The sequence below is a fragment of the Luteibacter sp. genome (assembly GCF_036499525.1).
Taxonomy (GTDB): domain Bacteria; phylum Pseudomonadota; class Gammaproteobacteria; order Xanthomonadales; family Rhodanobacteraceae; genus Luteibacter.
This window is the reverse complement of sequence record NZ_DASYDO010000036.1, coordinates 1-15,750: the sequence shown is the minus strand read 5'-3', so window position 1 is coordinate 15,750 and position 15,750 is coordinate 1. Positions and strand designations below refer to the sequence as shown.

Annotated in this window: 13 protein-coding genes and 1 pseudogene; 11 read left to right on the top strand and 3 right to left on the bottom strand. The window is 67.0% G+C overall.

The features are described 5' to 3' along the window. Positions 1-8: 8 nt before the first annotated feature. Positions 9-1,382, top strand: coding sequence for a class II 3-deoxy-7-phosphoheptulonate synthase (locus VGM71_RS07350; protein ID WP_331543508.1), 1,374 nt, complete (start codon positions 9-11; stop codon positions 1,380-1,382). Positions 1,383-1,859: 477 nt separating this feature from the next. Here the strand turns inward: VGM71_RS07350 and queG are convergent, their stop codons facing one another. Further along, positions 1,860-2,927, bottom strand: coding sequence for a tRNA epoxyqueuosine(34) reductase QueG (gene queG / locus VGM71_RS07345; protein ID WP_331543506.1), 1,068 nt, complete (start codon positions 2,925-2,927; stop codon positions 1,860-1,862). A 34-nt stretch (positions 2,928-2,961) separates the two neighbouring features. Between queG and VGM71_RS07340 the strand changes: the two genes are divergently transcribed. From VGM71_RS07340 to VGM71_RS07320, 5 genes are all read left to right on the top strand, one after another. Beyond that, positions 2,962-4,434, top strand: a complete 1,473-nt coding sequence (locus tag VGM71_RS07340; protein WP_331543504.1) for an NAD(P)H-hydrate dehydratase — start codon at positions 2,962-2,964, stop codon at positions 4,432-4,434. Between the two features lie 2 nt (positions 4,435-4,436). Beyond that, complete coding sequence (tsaE, locus tag VGM71_RS07335) at positions 4,437-4,892, top strand: tRNA (adenosine(37)-N6)-threonylcarbamoyltransferase complex ATPase subunit type 1 TsaE (protein WP_331543560.1); 456 nt, start codon at positions 4,437-4,439, stop codon at positions 4,890-4,892. A 144-nt stretch (positions 4,893-5,036) separates the two neighbouring features. Beyond that, positions 5,037-6,611: an N-acetylmuramoyl-L-alanine amidase gene (locus tag VGM71_RS07330; RefSeq protein WP_331543502.1), complete on the top strand. Its 1,575-nt coding sequence runs from the start codon at positions 5,037-5,039 to the stop codon at positions 6,609-6,611. Positions 6,612-6,661: 50 nt separating this feature from the next. After that, entirely contained in the window at positions 6,662-8,497 is a 1,836-nt protein-coding gene (gene mutL / locus VGM71_RS07325) for a DNA mismatch repair endonuclease MutL (protein ID WP_331543500.1), read from the top strand. Positions 8,498-8,536: 39 nt separating this feature from the next. Continuing rightward, on the top strand, positions 8,537-9,364 hold the full coding sequence (locus tag VGM71_RS07320) for a DUF1684 domain-containing protein (RefSeq protein WP_331543498.1): 828 nt from the start codon (positions 8,537-8,539) through the stop codon (positions 9,362-9,364). A 149-nt stretch (positions 9,365-9,513) separates the two neighbouring features. On the opposite strand, the gene VGM71_RS07315 is transcribed toward VGM71_RS07320, so the two are convergent. Further along, positions 9,514-10,296 (bottom strand): enoyl-CoA hydratase/isomerase family protein, encoded by a 783-nt coding sequence (locus VGM71_RS07315; RefSeq protein ID WP_331543496.1) that lies wholly within the window; start codon positions 10,294-10,296, stop codon positions 9,514-9,516. A 149-nt stretch (positions 10,297-10,445) separates the two neighbouring features. Between VGM71_RS07315 and VGM71_RS07310 the strand changes: the two genes are divergently transcribed. From VGM71_RS07310 to VGM71_RS07300, 3 genes and pseudogenes are all read left to right on the top strand, one after another. Further along, positions 10,446-11,162 (top strand): FKBP-type peptidyl-prolyl cis-trans isomerase, encoded by a 717-nt coding sequence (locus VGM71_RS07310; RefSeq protein ID WP_331543494.1) that lies wholly within the window; start codon positions 10,446-10,448, stop codon positions 11,160-11,162. A 127-nt stretch (positions 11,163-11,289) separates the two neighbouring features. Further along, positions 11,290-12,089, top strand: a pseudogene (locus VGM71_RS07305) (CoA pyrophosphatase). Then, a complete protein-coding gene (locus tag VGM71_RS07300; RefSeq protein ID WP_331543492.1) occupies positions 12,083-12,949 on the top strand; it encodes a sulfurtransferase in 867 nt (288 codons plus the stop codon). Before VGM71_RS07305 ends, VGM71_RS07300 begins: the two are co-directional and overlap by 7 nt. 113 nt (positions 12,950-13,062) lie before the next feature. Here VGM71_RS07300 and VGM71_RS07295 read toward each other — a convergent pair whose 3' ends face one another. Then, the gene (locus VGM71_RS07295; protein ID WP_331543490.1) at positions 13,063-14,094 is read right to left on the bottom strand and encodes an oxidoreductase; all 1,032 of its coding nucleotides are present in this window, start codon (positions 14,092-14,094) and stop codon (positions 13,063-13,065) included. Between the two features lie 195 nt (positions 14,095-14,289). On the opposite strand from VGM71_RS07295, the gene VGM71_RS07290 reads away from it, so the two are divergent. Both VGM71_RS07290 and VGM71_RS07285 read left to right on the top strand, forming a co-directional pair. Beyond that, the gene (locus tag VGM71_RS07290; protein ID WP_414675103.1) at positions 14,290-15,063 is read left to right on the top strand and encodes an SDR family oxidoreductase; all 774 of its coding nucleotides are present in this window, start codon (positions 14,290-14,292) and stop codon (positions 15,061-15,063) included. A 285-nt stretch (positions 15,064-15,348) separates the two neighbouring features. Then, the coding region (locus tag VGM71_RS07285; protein WP_331543485.1) for a DUF4123 domain-containing protein at positions 15,349-15,750 on the top strand (402 nt) is incomplete at its 3' end.

Sequence of the window (15,750 nt, the reverse complement as noted above, 5' to 3'; positions counted from 1 at the left end):
GCACCGTCATGCAACACTCCCTCAAAGCCGTAACGCCCCCGTCCGCCGACTGGACGCCGGGTTCGTGGCGGTCGAGGACCGCCCTCCAGCAGCCGACCTACGAAGACGCGGCGGAGCTGCAGCGTGCGCTCGGCCAGCTTGGCCAGCTGCCGCCGCTGGTTACCTCCTGGGAGATACTGGCGCTGAAGCAGCAGCTCGCCGAGGCGCAGGATGGCGAGCGCTTCCTGCTTCAGGGCGGTGACTGCGCAGAGAGCTTCGCGGACTGCAGCAGCCCGATCATTTCCAACCGCCTGAAGGTGCTGCTGCAGATGAGCCTCGTGCTCGTGCATGGCCTGAAGAAGCCGGTGCTGCGCGTGGGCCGCTTCGCCGGCCAGTATGCGAAGCCGCGCTCGGCGGATACGGAAACCCGGGACGGCGTGACCCTGCCGGCCTTCCGCGGCGATCTGGTCAACAGCCCCGAATTCACCGCGGAGGCACGACGCGCCGACCCGCAGCGCCTCATCAAGGCCCATGCCCGCTCAGCGATGACGATGAACTTCGTCCGCGCGCTGATCGATGGCGGCTTCGCCGATCTGCATCATCCGGAGTACTGGGACCTGGCCTGGGTGGAGCATTCGCCGCTGGCCGCCGAGTACAAGCGCATGGTCGCGAGCATCGGCGACTCGCTGCGTTTCATGGAAACCCTGGCCGGCCAGTCGATCTCCAGCTACTCGCGCGTGGATTTCTACACCTCGCACGAAGCACTGCTGCTGCATTACGAAGAGGCGTTAACCCGCCAGGTGCCGCGCCAGGACGGCTGGCTGAACCTGTCCACGCATTTCCCGTGGATCGGCATGCGCACGGCGGCTCTCGATGGCGCACACACGGAATATTTCCGCGGCATCCGTAATCCGGTCGCGGTGAAGGTGGGTCCGACGGTCCAGCCGGACGACCTGCTCCGCCTCATCGACGTGCTCAACCCGAACGAGGAGCCGGGTCGTCTGACGCTGATCCATCGCATGGGCAACGACAAGATCGCCACGCAGCTGCAGCCACTGCTCGAGGCGGTTAAGCGCGAGGGCCGCCGCGTGCTGTGGGTGGCCGATCCGATGCACGGGAATACCGAGAGCACCAGCAACGGCTTCAAGACCCGTCGGTTCGCGAACATCGCGGGTGAACTGGACCAGGCGTTCGACATCCACGCGGCGGCAGGTACGCGGCTGGGCGGCGTCCACCTGGAACTGACGGGCGAGAACGTCACCGAATGCCTCGGCGGCGCCCGCGGCCTCGTGGAGCAGGACCTCAATCGCGCGTACAAGTCGATGGTGGATCCACGCCTGAACTACGAGCAGTCGCTGGAGCTGGCGATGCTGATCGTGAGGAAGTCTGGCGGGATGGTCTAAAAGGACAGCCCGCTAGCGCGGGCTCATGCCTTGTGCGGCTTCGCCGCCGCATTCTTGCTGGTGTATCGCTTCGTAGGGTGGGCTCGCCTTGCGGCCTCGCACGCGGCGCTTGTGCCGGGGCGACGGCTGCTGGCATCGAACGGTAAGGCGACATGCGGGAAGAGCATGCGCGCTCATGCTCTGTGTAGGGGCCGCTTTAGCGGCGATGGGTGCTAGCGGCGCGGCAGAACGTGTAGGAGCGCGCCTGCGCGCGACCGCTTCTCGCGACAACACAGCACGTGCAGCGGCTCTTGCCCGGTGGGAGCCGGTACGTGCAACGGTGTCGCGAGAAGCGGTCGCGCGCAGGGCGCGCTCCTACAGGCGTGATCGCCAGGTTGCCTCGCCGCTATAGCGGCTCCTATGAGGTCTCTGTCTCCCCTTGCCTCACCGCCAAAGCGCAACGCGATGGCGATAGCCGAGCCCGCAAGCGCAGAGTCGCTACACAACAGCATGCCGTGCAAGTGCCCACGCGACATGCTCGCGCACCATCTCCGACGGGTGATCGGCCCGCATGCGTAGCGCAGTAACGACCTCGTCGCTTGTTGGCGCATTGCCGAGTCCCACCGCAAGGTTCCGCAGCCAGCCTTCGTAGCCCGTGCGGCGGATGGCCATGCCTTCGGTGCGCGAGAGGAATTCCTCTTCGCTCCACGCGAACAGCTCCACGAGCTTCGGACCGTCGAGGCTGTGGCGTGGTGCGAAGTCGGGCTCCGTCGCTTCCTGTGCGAACTTGTTCCAGGGACAGATGAGCTGGCAGTCGTCGCAGCCGAAGACGCGGTTGCCCATCGGCTCGCGCAGTTCGACGGGAATGCTGCCTTTCAGTTCGATGGTGAGGTACGAGATGCAGCGGCGTGCGTCGAGGCGGTAGGGCGCGACGATGGCCTGCGTGGGGCAGATGTCGATGCAACGGCGACAGCTTCCGCAGTGGGCGCTTGCGGCGGCGTCGAGTGGCAGCGGCAGGTCGGTGTACAACTCGCCGAGGAAGAAATACGAGCCGGCGCGTTTGTTGATCAGTACGGTGTGTTTGCCGATCCAGCCAAGGCCCGCGTTGCGCGCGATGGCCTTTTCCAGCACCGGCGCGGAATCGACGTAGGCGCGATACCTGAAGTCGCCGATGCGCTCCTGGATGCGCGCGGCCAGCTTCTGCAGCCGGTTGCGCATGAGCTTGTGGTAGTCGCGGCCGAGCGCGTAGCGCGCCACATAGGCTTTCTCGCCGTCGCCGATTACGTCCCATGCATTCGGCATGCCGGGTGGGATGTAATCCATGCGGACAGAGATCACGCGGAGCGTGCCGGGCTCCAGTTCCGCAGGGCGGCTGCGGCGCGTACCGTGGCGCGCCATGTAGTCCATTTCGCCGTGGTTTCCTTCCGCCAGCCAGCTTTCGAGATGGGCCTCGTCGTCGCCGAGCTCCGTCCCCGCGATGCCGGCATCGGCAAAACCGAGCTCGCGTGCCCAGCACTTGATGTCGGCGGCCAGGGCGGCGTAATCGATGGCGGTGGAGACGGGCATGCGCCTATTCTACCGGGCCTCCTATAATCGGCCGATGACCGCCTCCGATCCCGGTATCGACCTCTTCACATCTTCCCAGGCGCGCGCCATCGACCGGTGCGCCATCGACGGCCTCGGTATACCGGGCTTCGAGCTGATGACGCGGGCAGCCGCGGCCGCTTTCGCCATGCTGCGCCGCCGCTGGCCGAACGCACGGCGGCTGTGCGTGGTATGCGGTACCGGGAATAACGGTGGCGACGGATACCTCGTCGCCCGCGATGCCCTCGTCAGCGGGCTCGCCGTCGACGTGATTGCCTTGGGCGAGCCGAAGGGTGACGACGCCTTGCGGGCTCGCGGCGCATTCGAGGCCCTGGGTAGCCTGGTGCTTCCGCTTTCCGCATGGCGGGGGCTGCCGCCTGCGGACGTCGTCGTCGACGCCATCTATGGCATCGGCCTCAACCGTGCACCCGAAGGGGAAGCGCGCGAGGCGATCGAAGCCATCAACGCGAGCGGCGCGAGCGTGCTCGCACTAGACGTTCCGTCCGGGTTGTCGGCGGATACGGGCGCCTGCCTGGGCGTGGCGGTTCGAGCCGACGCGACTGCGACCTTCATCGTGCGCAAGCGTGGCCTGCATACGTACCAGGCCGAGGCGGCTGGCGACATCGAACTGCATGCGCTCGATCTGTCGCGCGACATCCTCGAGGCGCCGGACGCACGACTGCTCGTCGCCGCCGGCCTCTCGCCGCGACCGATGGATTCGCACAAGGGCGCCAACGGCCACATCCTGGCCATCGGCGGCGACCATGGGACGGGCGGGGCGGTACGCATGGCGGCGGAGGCGGCCTTGCGTACGGGCGCCGGCCTGGTCAGCGTCGCCACGCGCGAGGAAAACGTGCCGGCGATGAACGCGGCGCGCCCCGAACTGATGGCGCGTGGGGTCGATGGTCCGCAGGCGCTGCAGCCGATGCTGGAGAAGGCCTCGGTCGTGGCACTGGGGCCCGGCCTGGGCCAGGGCGCCTGGGGTCACGCCCTGTGGACGACGGCGCTCGACGCCGGGCTGCCCACGGTGCTCGATGCCGACGGCCTCAACCTGCTGCAGGCCGAACCGCGCGGCCTGCCGGCAAAGGCGGTGCTGACGCCGCATCCGGGGGAGGCGGGCCGCCTTCTCGGTGTAACGACGTCGGCGGTGCAGGCCGATCGCTTCGCGGCGGTGCGCGAACTGGCGCGCCGCTATCGCGCGGTGGTCGTGCTGAAGGGCAACGGTAGCCTCATCGCTTCGCCCGCTGGAGAGGTCTCCGTGTGTCCCTGGGGCAATCCCGGCATGGCGAGCGGCGGCATGGGCGATACGCTGACGGGCATCGTGGCCGGTTTGCTCGGCCAGGGCTGCGATCCCTATGCATCGGCCTGCCTCGGCGTGGGCCTGCATGCTCGCGCGGCCGACGTCGCCGCCAGGGCAGGGCAGCGTGGCCTGCTGGCCGGCGACCTGCTCGAGCCGCTGCGCCACCTCGTCAACGGACTGGACGCGTGAATATGCAGGAGTGGCTGCTGCCCGACGAGGAAGCCACGACGGCGCTTGGCCGCCGGCTCGCGGGTCTCGTGCCAGGTGGACTCGTCATCAACCTCCACGGTGACCTTGGCGCAGGCAAGACGACATTCGCCCGCGCCTTCCTGCGCGCATTGGGCGTCGGCGAGCGGGTGAAAAGCCCGACCTACAGCCTCGTCGAGGGCTACGACCTCGGCGAGCGTCGCGCTTTCCATCTCGATCTGTATCGCATCGCGGATCCCGGCGAACTGGAGTGGCTTGGCCTCGACAGTCTGGCTGAGCCCGGCGCGATCGTGCTGGTCGAATGGCCTGAGCGCGGAGCGGGCGCCCTGCCGCCGGTGGACCTCGAAATCCACTTTCGTCACGAGGCCACGGGTCGCGCCGTCCGCTTCGAGCCTTATACGGAACTGGGCCGCCGGATGCTCCAGGGCCTCGCCAGGTGATCGTCTACAAGTCGGCCGAGACCGTCACTTTTCCGTCCGTTTGCGGACCATTCCTGTACGCTTGTTGACGAAGTATTCGCAGGTCATGGATTAACAAGGGAAATCTCTTGCATTCAGCGAACGCTTGCAGTTCAATCCCGCCATATGAGGGGAATCACCGTCAAACTTGGTTTTCTTGCGTGCGTGACCTCCGTCGCGACGATGGTGTCCGCCGTTTCGACGGCCGCCGACGTCAAGGCTGCACGCGTCTGGGCGGGCCCCGAATACACCCGTGTGGTGTTCGATCTCTCCGGGTCGGCCACCTACAAGATGTCCCAGGGCGACACGCCCGGCAGTGTGGTGCTGGACATCGCGGGTAGTTCCGTCGCCGGCGATTTCTCGGCGCCGGGGGGGCAAGGACTCTATAAATCCCTGAGGACCGCTAAGCAGGGTGGCGCGGCGCGGATGGTCGCGACCGTCGATCCCACGGCCAAGCCCAAGAGCTTCCTCCTGAAGCCGGCCGGCGATTACGGTTACCGTCTGGTCCTGGACCTGTATCCGGGTGGTCAGAGCGATCCGGGCGATAATCCCGTGGACGACGACACGCCGGCTGTCGCCGAAGCGACAGTGGCCCCCGTGTCGCGGGCGGCCCGCGAAAAGACGGTGCCCCCGGGCAAGCCGCCGCTGCTGGCGAGCGAGCGCAAGGTGGTCGTGGCGATCGATGCCGGCCACGGCGGCGAAGATCCGGGCGCGCGCGGCGCGACGGGCCTGCGCGAGAAGGACGTGACGCTGCAGGTGGCGCGTGAACTCGCCGACCAGATCAACCGCCAGCCAGGCATGCAGGCGGTGCTCACCCGCAACGGGGACTATTTCATTCCGCTGAAGCGTCGCTACCAGATCGCCCGCGAGCACAACGCGGACATGTTCGTCTCGATCCACGCCGACGCGTTCAAGAACAGCGATGCCAAGGGCTCGTCGGTGTGGGTACTCTCACCGCGCGGCAAGACCTCCGAAGCAGCGCGCTGGCTAGCAGACCGGGAAAACCGGGCCGACCTCGTGGGTGGCGTGTCGCTCGACGACAAGGACGACACCCTGGCCGCGGTGCTGCTCGACCTGCAGCAGGGCTATGCGATGCAGGCGAGTGAATCCATTGCCGGCAACGTCCTGAAGGCGCTGGGGCGCCTCGGTCCCACCCATCGTGGCTATGTGGAGCGTGCCAACTTCGTGGTGCTGCGCTCGCCGGACGTGCCTTCCGTCCTGGTCGAGACGGCCTTCATCACCAATCCCTCCGAGGAACGGCGTCTCCGCGACGAGGATCACCGTCGCCAACTGGCCACCGCGGTGCTTGGCGGCGTGCGCAATTACTTCGAATCGATGCCGCCGCCCGGTACCTGGTTCGCCGCGCAGGCGGCCCGCCGCAATGGCACGGTGGTGGCGTCGTCGCGTTCGGCTCGCGACGATGACGATGCACTGGCAAAGCCGGCGCCCAAGAGCCCCGCACCGGTGAAGGCGAGCGTTCCCGGCAAGATCCTTGCGAAGGCAGACGCGCCGGCTCCCGCGAAGAGGTCCGCTGGCCGTGCCGACGACAATGTGCGCGACGTCCACCGGGTCAATCGGGGCGAGACGCTCACCGGCATCGCGCAGCAGTACGGTGTATCGGTCGGCGCGCTCAAACTCGCCAACAAGATGACCGACAACAACGTGCGTATCGGCACGGTGATGGTCATTCCCTCCGGCTAACCGCCTTCGGCTATCCTTCGAGGCTTGCAAGCCCGTCAGGTCATGCCGTCATGCCAATCCGTCCCTTGCCGCCGGAACTGATCAACCAGATCGCGGCCGGCGAAGTCATCGAGCGGCCCGCTTCGGTGGTCAAGGAGCTGGTCGAGAACAGCATCGACGCCGGCGCTCGCCGGATCGAGGTCGATATCGAGCTGGGTGGCGTGCGGCTCATCCGCGTGCGCGACGACGGTGGCGGCATTCCCCGCGACGAACTCGCGTTGGCCGTGGCCTCGCATGCCACCAGCAAGATCGGCAGCTTCGACGACCTGGAACGCGTCTCGAGCATGGGCTTTCGCGGAGAAGCCCTGGCGTCGGTTTCGTCTGTGGCGCGCTTCTCGCTCACGTCGCGCCAGGCGGGCGATGATTCCGCCTGGCGCATCGAGGTGGACGGCGGCCGCATGCAGGATGTGCACCCCGCGCAACATCCGCAGGGTACGACCATCGAGGTGCGCGATCTCTTCTACAACGTGCCGGCACGGCGCAAGTTCCTGCGCGCGGAGCGCACGGAATTCGCGCACATCGACGACCTCCTGAAGTCACTGGCGCTGGCCCGCGAAGGCGTCGACATCCGCCTCAGCCACAACGGCAAGCCGGTGCGCCTGCTCAAGCCCGCTCGCGACGAGCATGCCGCGCTGGCACGCGTCGCCGAAGTGCTTGGCCCTGAGTTTCCCGGTCAGGCGCTTCGGATCGAGCATGAAGCGGCAGGCATGCGCCTGTCCGGCTGGGTGGGGCTCCCGACCGCGTCGCGCTCGCAAGCCGACCAGCAGTATTTCTACGTCAACGGCCGGCTCGTCCGCGATCGCATCGTCGCGCATGCGGTGCGCCAGGCGTACGCGGACGTCCTTTTCCACGGCCGTCACCCCGTATTCGTGCTGTTCCTGGAACTCGATCCCGCCGGCGTGGACGTCAATGTGCATCCGGCGAAGAGCGAAGTGCGTTTCCGCGAGCAGCGCCTGATCCACGATTTCCTCTTCCGCACCTTGCACGAGGCGCTGGCGCAGACACGTGCCGGTGCGGCCATGCCGGACGCGGTCGCACCGATGGCGGCGGGAACGGGCGCCACGTTTGCCGAACATCGTCCAGCGACGGCGCAACCGTCGATGCCTTCGTGGCCGCAGTCGTCGAGCCAGTCCCGGCTCGGCCTTGGTGTCCGTGACGAGCCACTGGCCGGCTACGCGACCCTGCTCGGTTCGTCGGTGGCGCCACGGCCTTCGGCATCGTCCTGGGTGCCGCCCGTGGGCAACGAGGCGGTAGAGGGCGACGTGCCCCCGCTCGGCTATGCGATCGCGCAACTGAAGAACATCTACGTGCTCGCGGAAAACGCGCACGGCCTCGTGCTGGTCGACATGCACGCGGCGCACGAGCGGATTACGTACGAGAAGCTCAAGAACGGGCGGATCACCGCCAACCTGCGCTCGCAGATGTTGCTGGTGCCGCTGTCGATCGCGGTGAGCGCGAAGGAAGCGGCCGCCGCTGAGGAGCACGCGGACGCTCTTGGCGAATGGGGCCTCGAACTTTCCCGGAGTGGACCGGGTGCCGTCGTAATACGCCGCATTCCCGCGCTGCTCGAGGGCGCCGACGTCGCCCAACTCACGCGCGACGTACTCGGCGAACTGGCGCAGCAGGGCAGTTCGCGCAGGCTGGAAGAATTGGAGAACGAACTGCTCTCCACCATGGCCTGCCATGGCTCCGTGCGCGCGGGCCGGCGCCTGGGCATCCCCGAAATGAACGCGCTGCTGCGCGAGATGGAAGCCACCGAGCGTTCCGGGCAGTGCAACCACGGGCGTCCGACCTGGGTACAGTTGTCGCTGGGCGAACTGGACAAGCTCTTCCTGCGTGGCCGCTGACGACTCCTACAAGAACATTCGATCCTCTGCGAGATTGCGATGACCTCTCACGAAAACCATGTAGCCAGCGCGCGTGCCCGCCGCCTGGAACTGCTCACCGCACCGGATGGCTGGCTCAGCCTTATCGGCTTCGAATGGTTGCAGGCGGGTGCGAATCGTCTTGGCAGCGCGAGCGACAACGACATCGTCCTGAATGCCGTCCCCGCGCACCTGGGTACGATCGTGCTTGCGACCGACGGCACCGCCACCATCGAACTGGCGAAGGATAGCGGTGCTGTCGTGGACGGACAGGCCGTGCAGCGCGCGACGTTGCGTGACGATGCGAAGGGGAACATGCCCAGCGAGGTCCGCTTCGGTTCCGCGAAGCTGTTCGTCATCGAGCGCGATGGTCGCAAGGCGGTGCGCGTGAAGGACGAGCAGGCAGCGTCGCGCACCGGTTTCCATGGACTGGATTATTTTCCCATCGATCCGTCGTGGCGCGTCGTCGCCGACTGGGTGCCGTTCGATCCGCCGTACGAACTCGAGCTCGGCACGGTGCTCGGCACCATCGAAAAGGAAAAGGTACCGGGCAAGGCCGTGTTCACCCGGGACGGACGCACGTTCGCGCTGTACCCGATCCAGGAAGTGCCTGAAGCGCTGTTCTTCGTCTTCGGCGACCTGACTTCCGGGAAGGAGACCTACGGTGCGGGACGTTTCCTCGACACGGGACTTCCCGTGGATGGAAAGCTGGTCATTGATTTCAATGAGGCGCGCAATCCGCCGTGCTCGTTCACGCCGTACGCCACCTGCCAGCTGGCGCCACCGGAGAACCGGATGGACGTGCGCGTGGAAGCGGGCGAACTGAAATACCGCGGCGGCCACTCGTAGGAGCGCGCCGTGCGCGTTTATGCCCGCGTCGGGTACGACATCTTTTCGGGCCAGTCCCGCAGGCTGGCGCGCCAGCTCCAAGTTACGGCCTCAAAACATGTCGTACCCGACGCGGGCCTAAACGCGCAGGGCGCGCTCCTCCATAGCAGTCAGGCGCCCTTGAACGTCGCCTTGCGCCGTTCGAGGAACGCCGTGGTGCCTTCGCGCATGTCCTCGGTCGAGAACGCGATGGCGAAGCCTTGCGTCTCGAAGGCCAGGCCCTGGTCGATGGCGCACTCACCGCCTTCGATCACCGTGTCGAGGATACCCTTGAGCGCCAGCGGCGCCGCTGCCGCGAGCTGGTTAGCCATCGCATCCACGGTTGCGTCGAGTTCGTCCGCCGCAACCACGCGCGTGACCAGGCCCAGGCGCTCCGCGCGTACCGCGTCCACCTGCTGACCGAGCAGGCACAGTTCCAGTGCGGCGCCACGGCCGGTGAGGCGGGTGAGCCGTTGCGTGCCGCCGAAGCCCGGAATCAGGCCAAGCCCGATCTCCGGCTGGCCGAAACGGGCCTTCTCGCTGGCGACGCGCAGGTGGCAGGCCATCGCAAGTTCCATGCCGCCGCCCAGCGCGTAGCCCTGGATCTTCGCGATCACCGGTTTGCCGAGGCGTTCGACGGTGAGCATGAGGTCCTGCCCCGCGCGCGACGCCGCCTGGGCCTGCACCGGCGACCACGCGGTCATTTCCGAGATATCCGCCCCAGCGACGAAAGCTTTCTCGCCGGCGCCGGCCAGCACGACCACGCGCACCGCATCGTCCTGGGCCGCCTGGCGGAAAGCCAGGGTCAGTTCGCCGATGGTTTCGCGATTCAGCGCATTGAGCTTGTCGGGGCGATTGACGGTGATCGTGCGGATGCCGTCGCGATCGGCAGTGGCGAGGGTACGAAAGGCCATGGCGGCTCCTGGCGTATGGGCGAGGAGGCGGATGGTAGCAGGGAGGGGAACCTTTACCCCTCGCGAGGCGTCTCAAGGCCAATGGGCGGGCCGCGTGCCGATGGACTATCCTCCACGCACGCCAAAGGTCCGGGTTCACGGAGAACGGGATGTCACCCTTGCGTTTCCTGGTCGTGTTCGTCGCACTGTCGCTCGCGACCGGTGTCGCCTGCGCGCAGGCGGCGCCCACGCGCCCCGCGTCGGGTGCGCCGTCGATCGACAAGACCAGGCTCTCTTACGCGATCGGCTACCAGATCGGTACACAGTTCGCGAACAGCGCGCAGCCCGACGTCGACATCGCCGTGCTCGTGAAGGCTTTGCAGGACGGTTATGCAAAACGCCCGCCCGGCGTGCCCATCGACGTGATGCAGCAGCAGCTGGTGAACTTCGACGCCAAGGTACAGCGCGATTCCGCAGTGGAATTCCGTCGCGTGGCGGCGGCCAACGCGAAGCGCAGCGCGGACTTCCTCGCTCGCAATCGAACGCTTCCCGGCGTGGTCACGCTGCCGTCGGGCATCCAGTACGCCGTGCTGGCCAAGGGCAATGGCCCGCAGGCGAAGGTCACGAGCACCGTGGTGGTGAATTACCGCGGCGCGTTGATCGATGGCACCGAGTTCGACAGCTCGTACGCGCATGGCAAGCCGGTCACGTTCACCGTGAACCGGGTGATCCCCGGCTGGCAGGACGTGATCCCACGGATGCGCGTCGGCGACCGCTGGAAGGTGGTGATTCCGCCCGCCCTGGCCTACGGTGAACGCGGCGAGCTGCCGCGCATCGGGCCCAACGAGGCGCTGGTGTTCGAAATCGAGCTGATGGACATCCAGTAGGAGCGCGCCCTGCGCGCGACAGCTTTTCGCCGTGACAGGGGATCTGGCGCGTGAACGTGGACACTGGGGCGACAAGCTGTCGCGCGCAGGGCGCGCTCCTACACCTCCTCGGTGCCATGTCGCTAGAATGACCGACGGTATGGTCACTGCCTCCTCCACGCTTCCCCTCAGCCCCTGCACGGGCGTCTGTCGACTCGACGCGCGCGGCCTCTGCATGGGTTGCCTGCGCACCGGCGACGAGATCGCGCGCTGGACGAGGATGAGCGACCTGGAAAAGATCCGGCTCATGGACGACGTTCTTCCTCACCGGCAGGCCGGCTGATGGATGACATGCTGGCCAGGCTTCACGCCGCGCTGCTTCCGCTGGAAGCGCCGCCGGGCCCGCGCGGCTGGAACCACGAGGACATGGCCGAGTTGATCGGCGCGGGACCGCGGCGTCCGGCGGCGGTACTGATCGGTATTCGCGACGACCGCGAGCAGAACCTGCTGCTCACCCTGCGCACCGACACCTTGCAGCAACATGCGGGGCAGGTGGCGTTTCCCGGCGGACGCGTCGAACCGACGGACGCCGACGTCGTCGCTGCGGCGCTGCGCGAAAGCCACGAAGAGATCGGCCTGGAGGCGGGCAAGGTCACGCCGCTGGGCTTCCTCGAAACCTTCGAGACGATCAGCGGTTATTCGGTGACACCGGTGGTGGCCCGTGTCTCGGCCGATGCGATGTTGAAACCGGACCCGGGCGAGGTGGCCGAAGTGTTCGAGGTGCCGTTTGCGTTCTTCCTGGACCCGGCGAACCTGCGCCGGTACACCATGGACTTCCGCGGCCATCGCCGCGACATGGTCGAGTTCCTCCATGCGGGCTACCGCATTTGGGGCGTGACGGCGGCCATCCTGTTCAACCTGCTGAAGCGGATGGGACACTCATGCTGATTTCGCGCACGCTCATCGACACGGCCACGGCCGCCCAGTTGCCGGCGCACGACGTGCTGTTCGTCGACGCACGGTTTGACCTCAACCAGCCAGGCGGCCGCGATCCGGGCAAGGGCGACCAGGATTACGCGCTGTCGCATGTGTCCGGTGCCGTGCGCGCCGATCTCGACCGCGACCTCGCGGACATGGTCAAGCCGCCGAGCGGACGGGGGCGTCATCCGTTGCCGTCGGCCGTGACGTTCTCAGCGTGGCTGTCGCGGGCCGGATGGCGCCCGGACCTCCAGGTGGTCGTCTACGATGCCGCCGGCGGCTCGCTCGCGGCGGCGCGTTTCTGGTGGCTGGCGCGCCTGGCGGGTATCGACAACGTAGCTGTACTCGATGGCGGCTGGCCGGCGTGGGTCACGGCGGGGTTACCGACCGACAACGTGTTGCCAATGCGCGAGCCGACGGCCGTGCACGTGAACTTCCATCAGGCGGTCACTGCGGAAGAACTCAAGGAAGGCCTTGCCAGCGGCCGCCTCCTGTTGCTCGACGCGCGCGCCGCGCCGCGGTTTCGCGGGGACATCGAACCCCTGGACCCCGTGGCGGGGCATGTACCGGGTGCGCGCAATCGTCCTTTCTCGGACAACCTCGACGCGGAAGGTCGCTTCCGCTCGCCCGAGGAACTGCGGCGCGCGTTCAGTGCGATCATCGGACCGCATCCGCCGGAAGACGTCGTGCACATGTGCGGCTCCGGCGTCACCGCGTGCCACAACCTGCTCGCGATGGACTACGCCGGGCTATGCGGCTCGCGGTTGTTCGCACCGTCGTGGAGCGGATGGGTGAGCGATCCCTCGCGCCCGGTAGCTACCGGCGACTGACGGTAGGAGCGCGCCTGCGCGCGACATGTTTTGAAGCCGTGACTCCGAGCTGGCGCGAGCCCGCTGACCACGGCGAAAACATGTCGCGCGCAGGGCGCGCTCCTACATCGGCATTAGAGCATCACGGTGCGCCTCTCTCGCGCACTCACCTGCGCCGCCTCGATCACGCGGATGACGTCGCGCGCTTCACGTGCTGCCACCGGCAGCGGCGCGCCCTCGCGGAGCGCCGAGGCAATGCCTTCGTAGAACGCCGTATAGCGGCCGGGCAGCGTGTCGATCATCGTCATGGTGCCGTCGGCGTCGGTGAAGCGGCCGAACAACGCGGGATCGTCTTCGCCCCATCCCTCGCCGCCCGGGCGGCGTCCCGCGCGCAACGCCGCCTCCTGCGGGTCGATGCCGTATTTCACGAAACTGCCGCCATCGCCGTGCACCAGGTAACGCGGCCCCGGGTCGCGCACGAGCACCGATGCATGCAGCACCGCGCGGCGCCGGCCGTAATCAAGCACCAGGTGGAAATAATCGTCAGCCTTCGCGGTGGCGCGCTGCCGGGCAATGTCGCCGGTGATGGCATGCGGCATGCCGAACAGCACCAGGGCCTGGTCGATGAGGTGCGCACCGAGGTCGTAGAGCAGGCCGGCGCCCGGTACGTCGGTCTCGCGCCAGCCCTGCTTGATCTCCGGGCGGAAGCGATCGAAGTGCGCCTCGTAGTAAGCGACCTCGCCGAGCCGTCCATCGTCGACGAGCCGGCGCACGGTGAGGAAATCGTTGTCCCACCGCCGGTTCTGGAACACCGACAGCGTCCGCCCCGAGGCATCGGCGAGCGCGATCAGCGCCTCCGCCTCAGCGGCGTTGAGCGTGAACGGCTTGTCTACCACCACGTGCTTGCCCGCCTCCAGGGCCGAGCGTGCCAGGGCCGCGTGGGTGTCGTTCGGGGTCGCGATCACCACCACCTCGATGTCGGGGTCGGCGAGGAGGGCTTGAGGGTTTTCATAGGCTTTTGCCTCGGGGAAGTCGCGCAGGATGTCGTCCGTACGGCGGCTGCCGATGGCGGCAAGGCGCAGTCCCTCGGCGGCCGCGATGAGCGGCGCGTGGAAGACGGCGCCGGCCGTGCCGTAGCCGATGAGGCCGGTGGGGATGGGCTGCATGGTCGCTCCGGAGGTGGGCATGGACAGGAGCGTAGCGCGGATCCCCTCAGCGTTTCGTTTAGGATCCTGCGGTTGCATCACGCCATGCATGGGCGCGGCCGCGTGACGTTTCCTCCACCGCGTCGCGCGGACCATCCAAGGGTTTTCAGAAGGAATGACGCCATGTCCGCTCCGAAGAACGCTTCACCGCCACCCATGCCCTCCGCCACCGAATGGCCAGGCAAGGTCGTCCTCGTCACCGGCGGTGCGCAGGGCATCGGCAAGGGCATCGCCCAGGCCGTGCTGGAGGTGGGTGGCAGCGTGCTGATCGGTGACCTGGATGCCGAAGCGGGCAAGGCCTGCCTCGACGAGTGGAGCGTGGGCGATCGCGCTGCGTTCCTGGTGCTGGACGTTGCGAAGGAGGCCAGCGTGAAACGCTTCGTCGGCGCCGCCCTGCGCCGCTACGGCCGTATCGACGGGCTGGTGAACAACGCCGGTATCGCCGGTCCGGAAACCGGCCCGCTGGAGCGGCTCGACTGGAACGAATGGAAGCGGCGTATCGACACCAACCTCGGTGGCACCTTCCTGTGTTGCAAGCACGCGTTGCCCGCCCTGCGCGAGAGCAACGGCGCCATCGTCAACATCTCGTCGTCCCGCGCGTACCAGTCCGAGCCGGATACCGAAGCCTATGCCGCAAGCAAGGGCGGCATCGTCGCCTTTACCCACGCGCTGGCGATCAGCGCCGGTCCAGTGCGGGTGAATGCGATCAATCCCGGCTGGATCGTGGTGGACGAGTGGAAGAAGCCGTCCGCGCGGCGTAAACCGAAGCTGTCCGCTGCGGACCATGCGCAGCATCCCGTGGGGCGCGCGGGCCTGCCGCCGGACATCGGCGGACTGGCCGTGTTTCTGCTTTCGTCGCAGGCGGGCTTCATCACCGGCGAGAACGTCACGGTGGACGGCGGCATGACGCGCAAGATGCAGTACGTGTAGGAGCCGTCATGGCGACGAGAAGCCGGCAACCAGCATTTGGCGCATCGCAGACCCGAAATTTCTGAGGGGCCGCTCTCGCAGTGAGCTATGTCCGCGATTCTCAATCGTTGGCTCTTTGCTGCCAAATCAACTGTTTACGCATGTGCGGCGGGCGGTGGAAACGATCAGGGCTGCCGGGCTCCCAAGCGTTAATCATACTTGTCATCCGCCATTTCGCAGGGAATGGATTCGCGATGGCCTGAAGAGAGCATTGCGAAACGCGCTAATGATCGACAGGACGGACTCATGGACAGACAAACGGACGGCGACACGACAAGACGTGTCTGGGCCGAACTGCGCAGCCGGCTGATCGCCCAGCAGGAACGGTCCGCAGGTGCGACGCTCTACATGCTGGTCGATGGCCGTGCCATTCGCGACATCCGGTCGCTGCTCGGCGTCATTCCCGGGTTGAGCTACACCTCTTTATGGCTTGGCACGATCGGCGAACGCATGATGGGTATCGGTCCATGGCTCGCACGCCTGGAAGAGGCCTTCCTCGATACCGAGTACGGTCTTCACGAAAAGCTCGCGGTGCGGGTTTTGCATGCACCGGAAAAGTATGCGATCACATGGATACTCTCGACTGCATCGCTGGACGTCCTTGCGGCTCACTTCAGGGCCTATACCCAGTGCAAGTTCGGACATCGC

Excerpts from the sequence above, each read along its gene's own strand:
- VGM71_RS07290 (WP_414675103.1), top strand. The coding sequence starts at position 14,290 with ATGCCCTCCGCCACCGAATGGCCAGGCAAGGTCGTCCTCGTCACCGGC.
- VGM71_RS07320 (WP_331543498.1), top strand. The coding sequence starts at position 8,537 with ATGACCTCTCACGAAAACCATGTAGCCAGCGCGCGTGCCCGCCGCCTG.
- VGM71_RS07295 (WP_331543490.1), bottom strand. The coding sequence starts at position 14,094 with ATGCAGCCCATCCCCACCGGCCTCATCGGCTACGGCACGGCCGGCGCC.
- VGM71_RS07350 (WP_331543508.1), top strand. The coding sequence starts at position 9 with ATGCAACACTCCCTCAAAGCCGTAACGCCCCCGTCCGCCGACTGGACG.
- queG (WP_331543506.1), bottom strand. The coding sequence starts at position 2,927 with ATGCCCGTCTCCACCGCCATCGATTACGCCGCCCTGGCCGCCGACATC.
- VGM71_RS07330 (WP_331543502.1), top strand. The coding sequence starts at position 5,037 with ATGAGGGGAATCACCGTCAAACTTGGTTTTCTTGCGTGCGTGACCTCC.
- VGM71_RS07310 (WP_331543494.1), top strand. The coding sequence starts at position 10,446 with ATGTCACCCTTGCGTTTCCTGGTCGTGTTCGTCGCACTGTCGCTCGCG.
- VGM71_RS07300 (WP_331543492.1), top strand. The coding sequence starts at position 12,083 with ATGCTGATTTCGCGCACGCTCATCGACACGGCCACGGCCGCCCAGTTG.
- tsaE (WP_331543560.1), top strand. The coding sequence starts at position 4,437 with ATGCAGGAGTGGCTGCTGCCCGACGAGGAAGCCACGACGGCGCTTGGC.
- VGM71_RS07340 (WP_331543504.1), top strand. The coding sequence starts at position 2,962 with ATGACCGCCTCCGATCCCGGTATCGACCTCTTCACATCTTCCCAGGCG.
- mutL (WP_331543500.1), top strand. The coding sequence starts at position 6,662 with ATGCCAATCCGTCCCTTGCCGCCGGAACTGATCAACCAGATCGCGGCC.
- VGM71_RS07315 (WP_331543496.1), bottom strand. The coding sequence starts at position 10,296 with ATGGCCTTTCGTACCCTCGCCACTGCCGATCGCGACGGCATCCGCACG.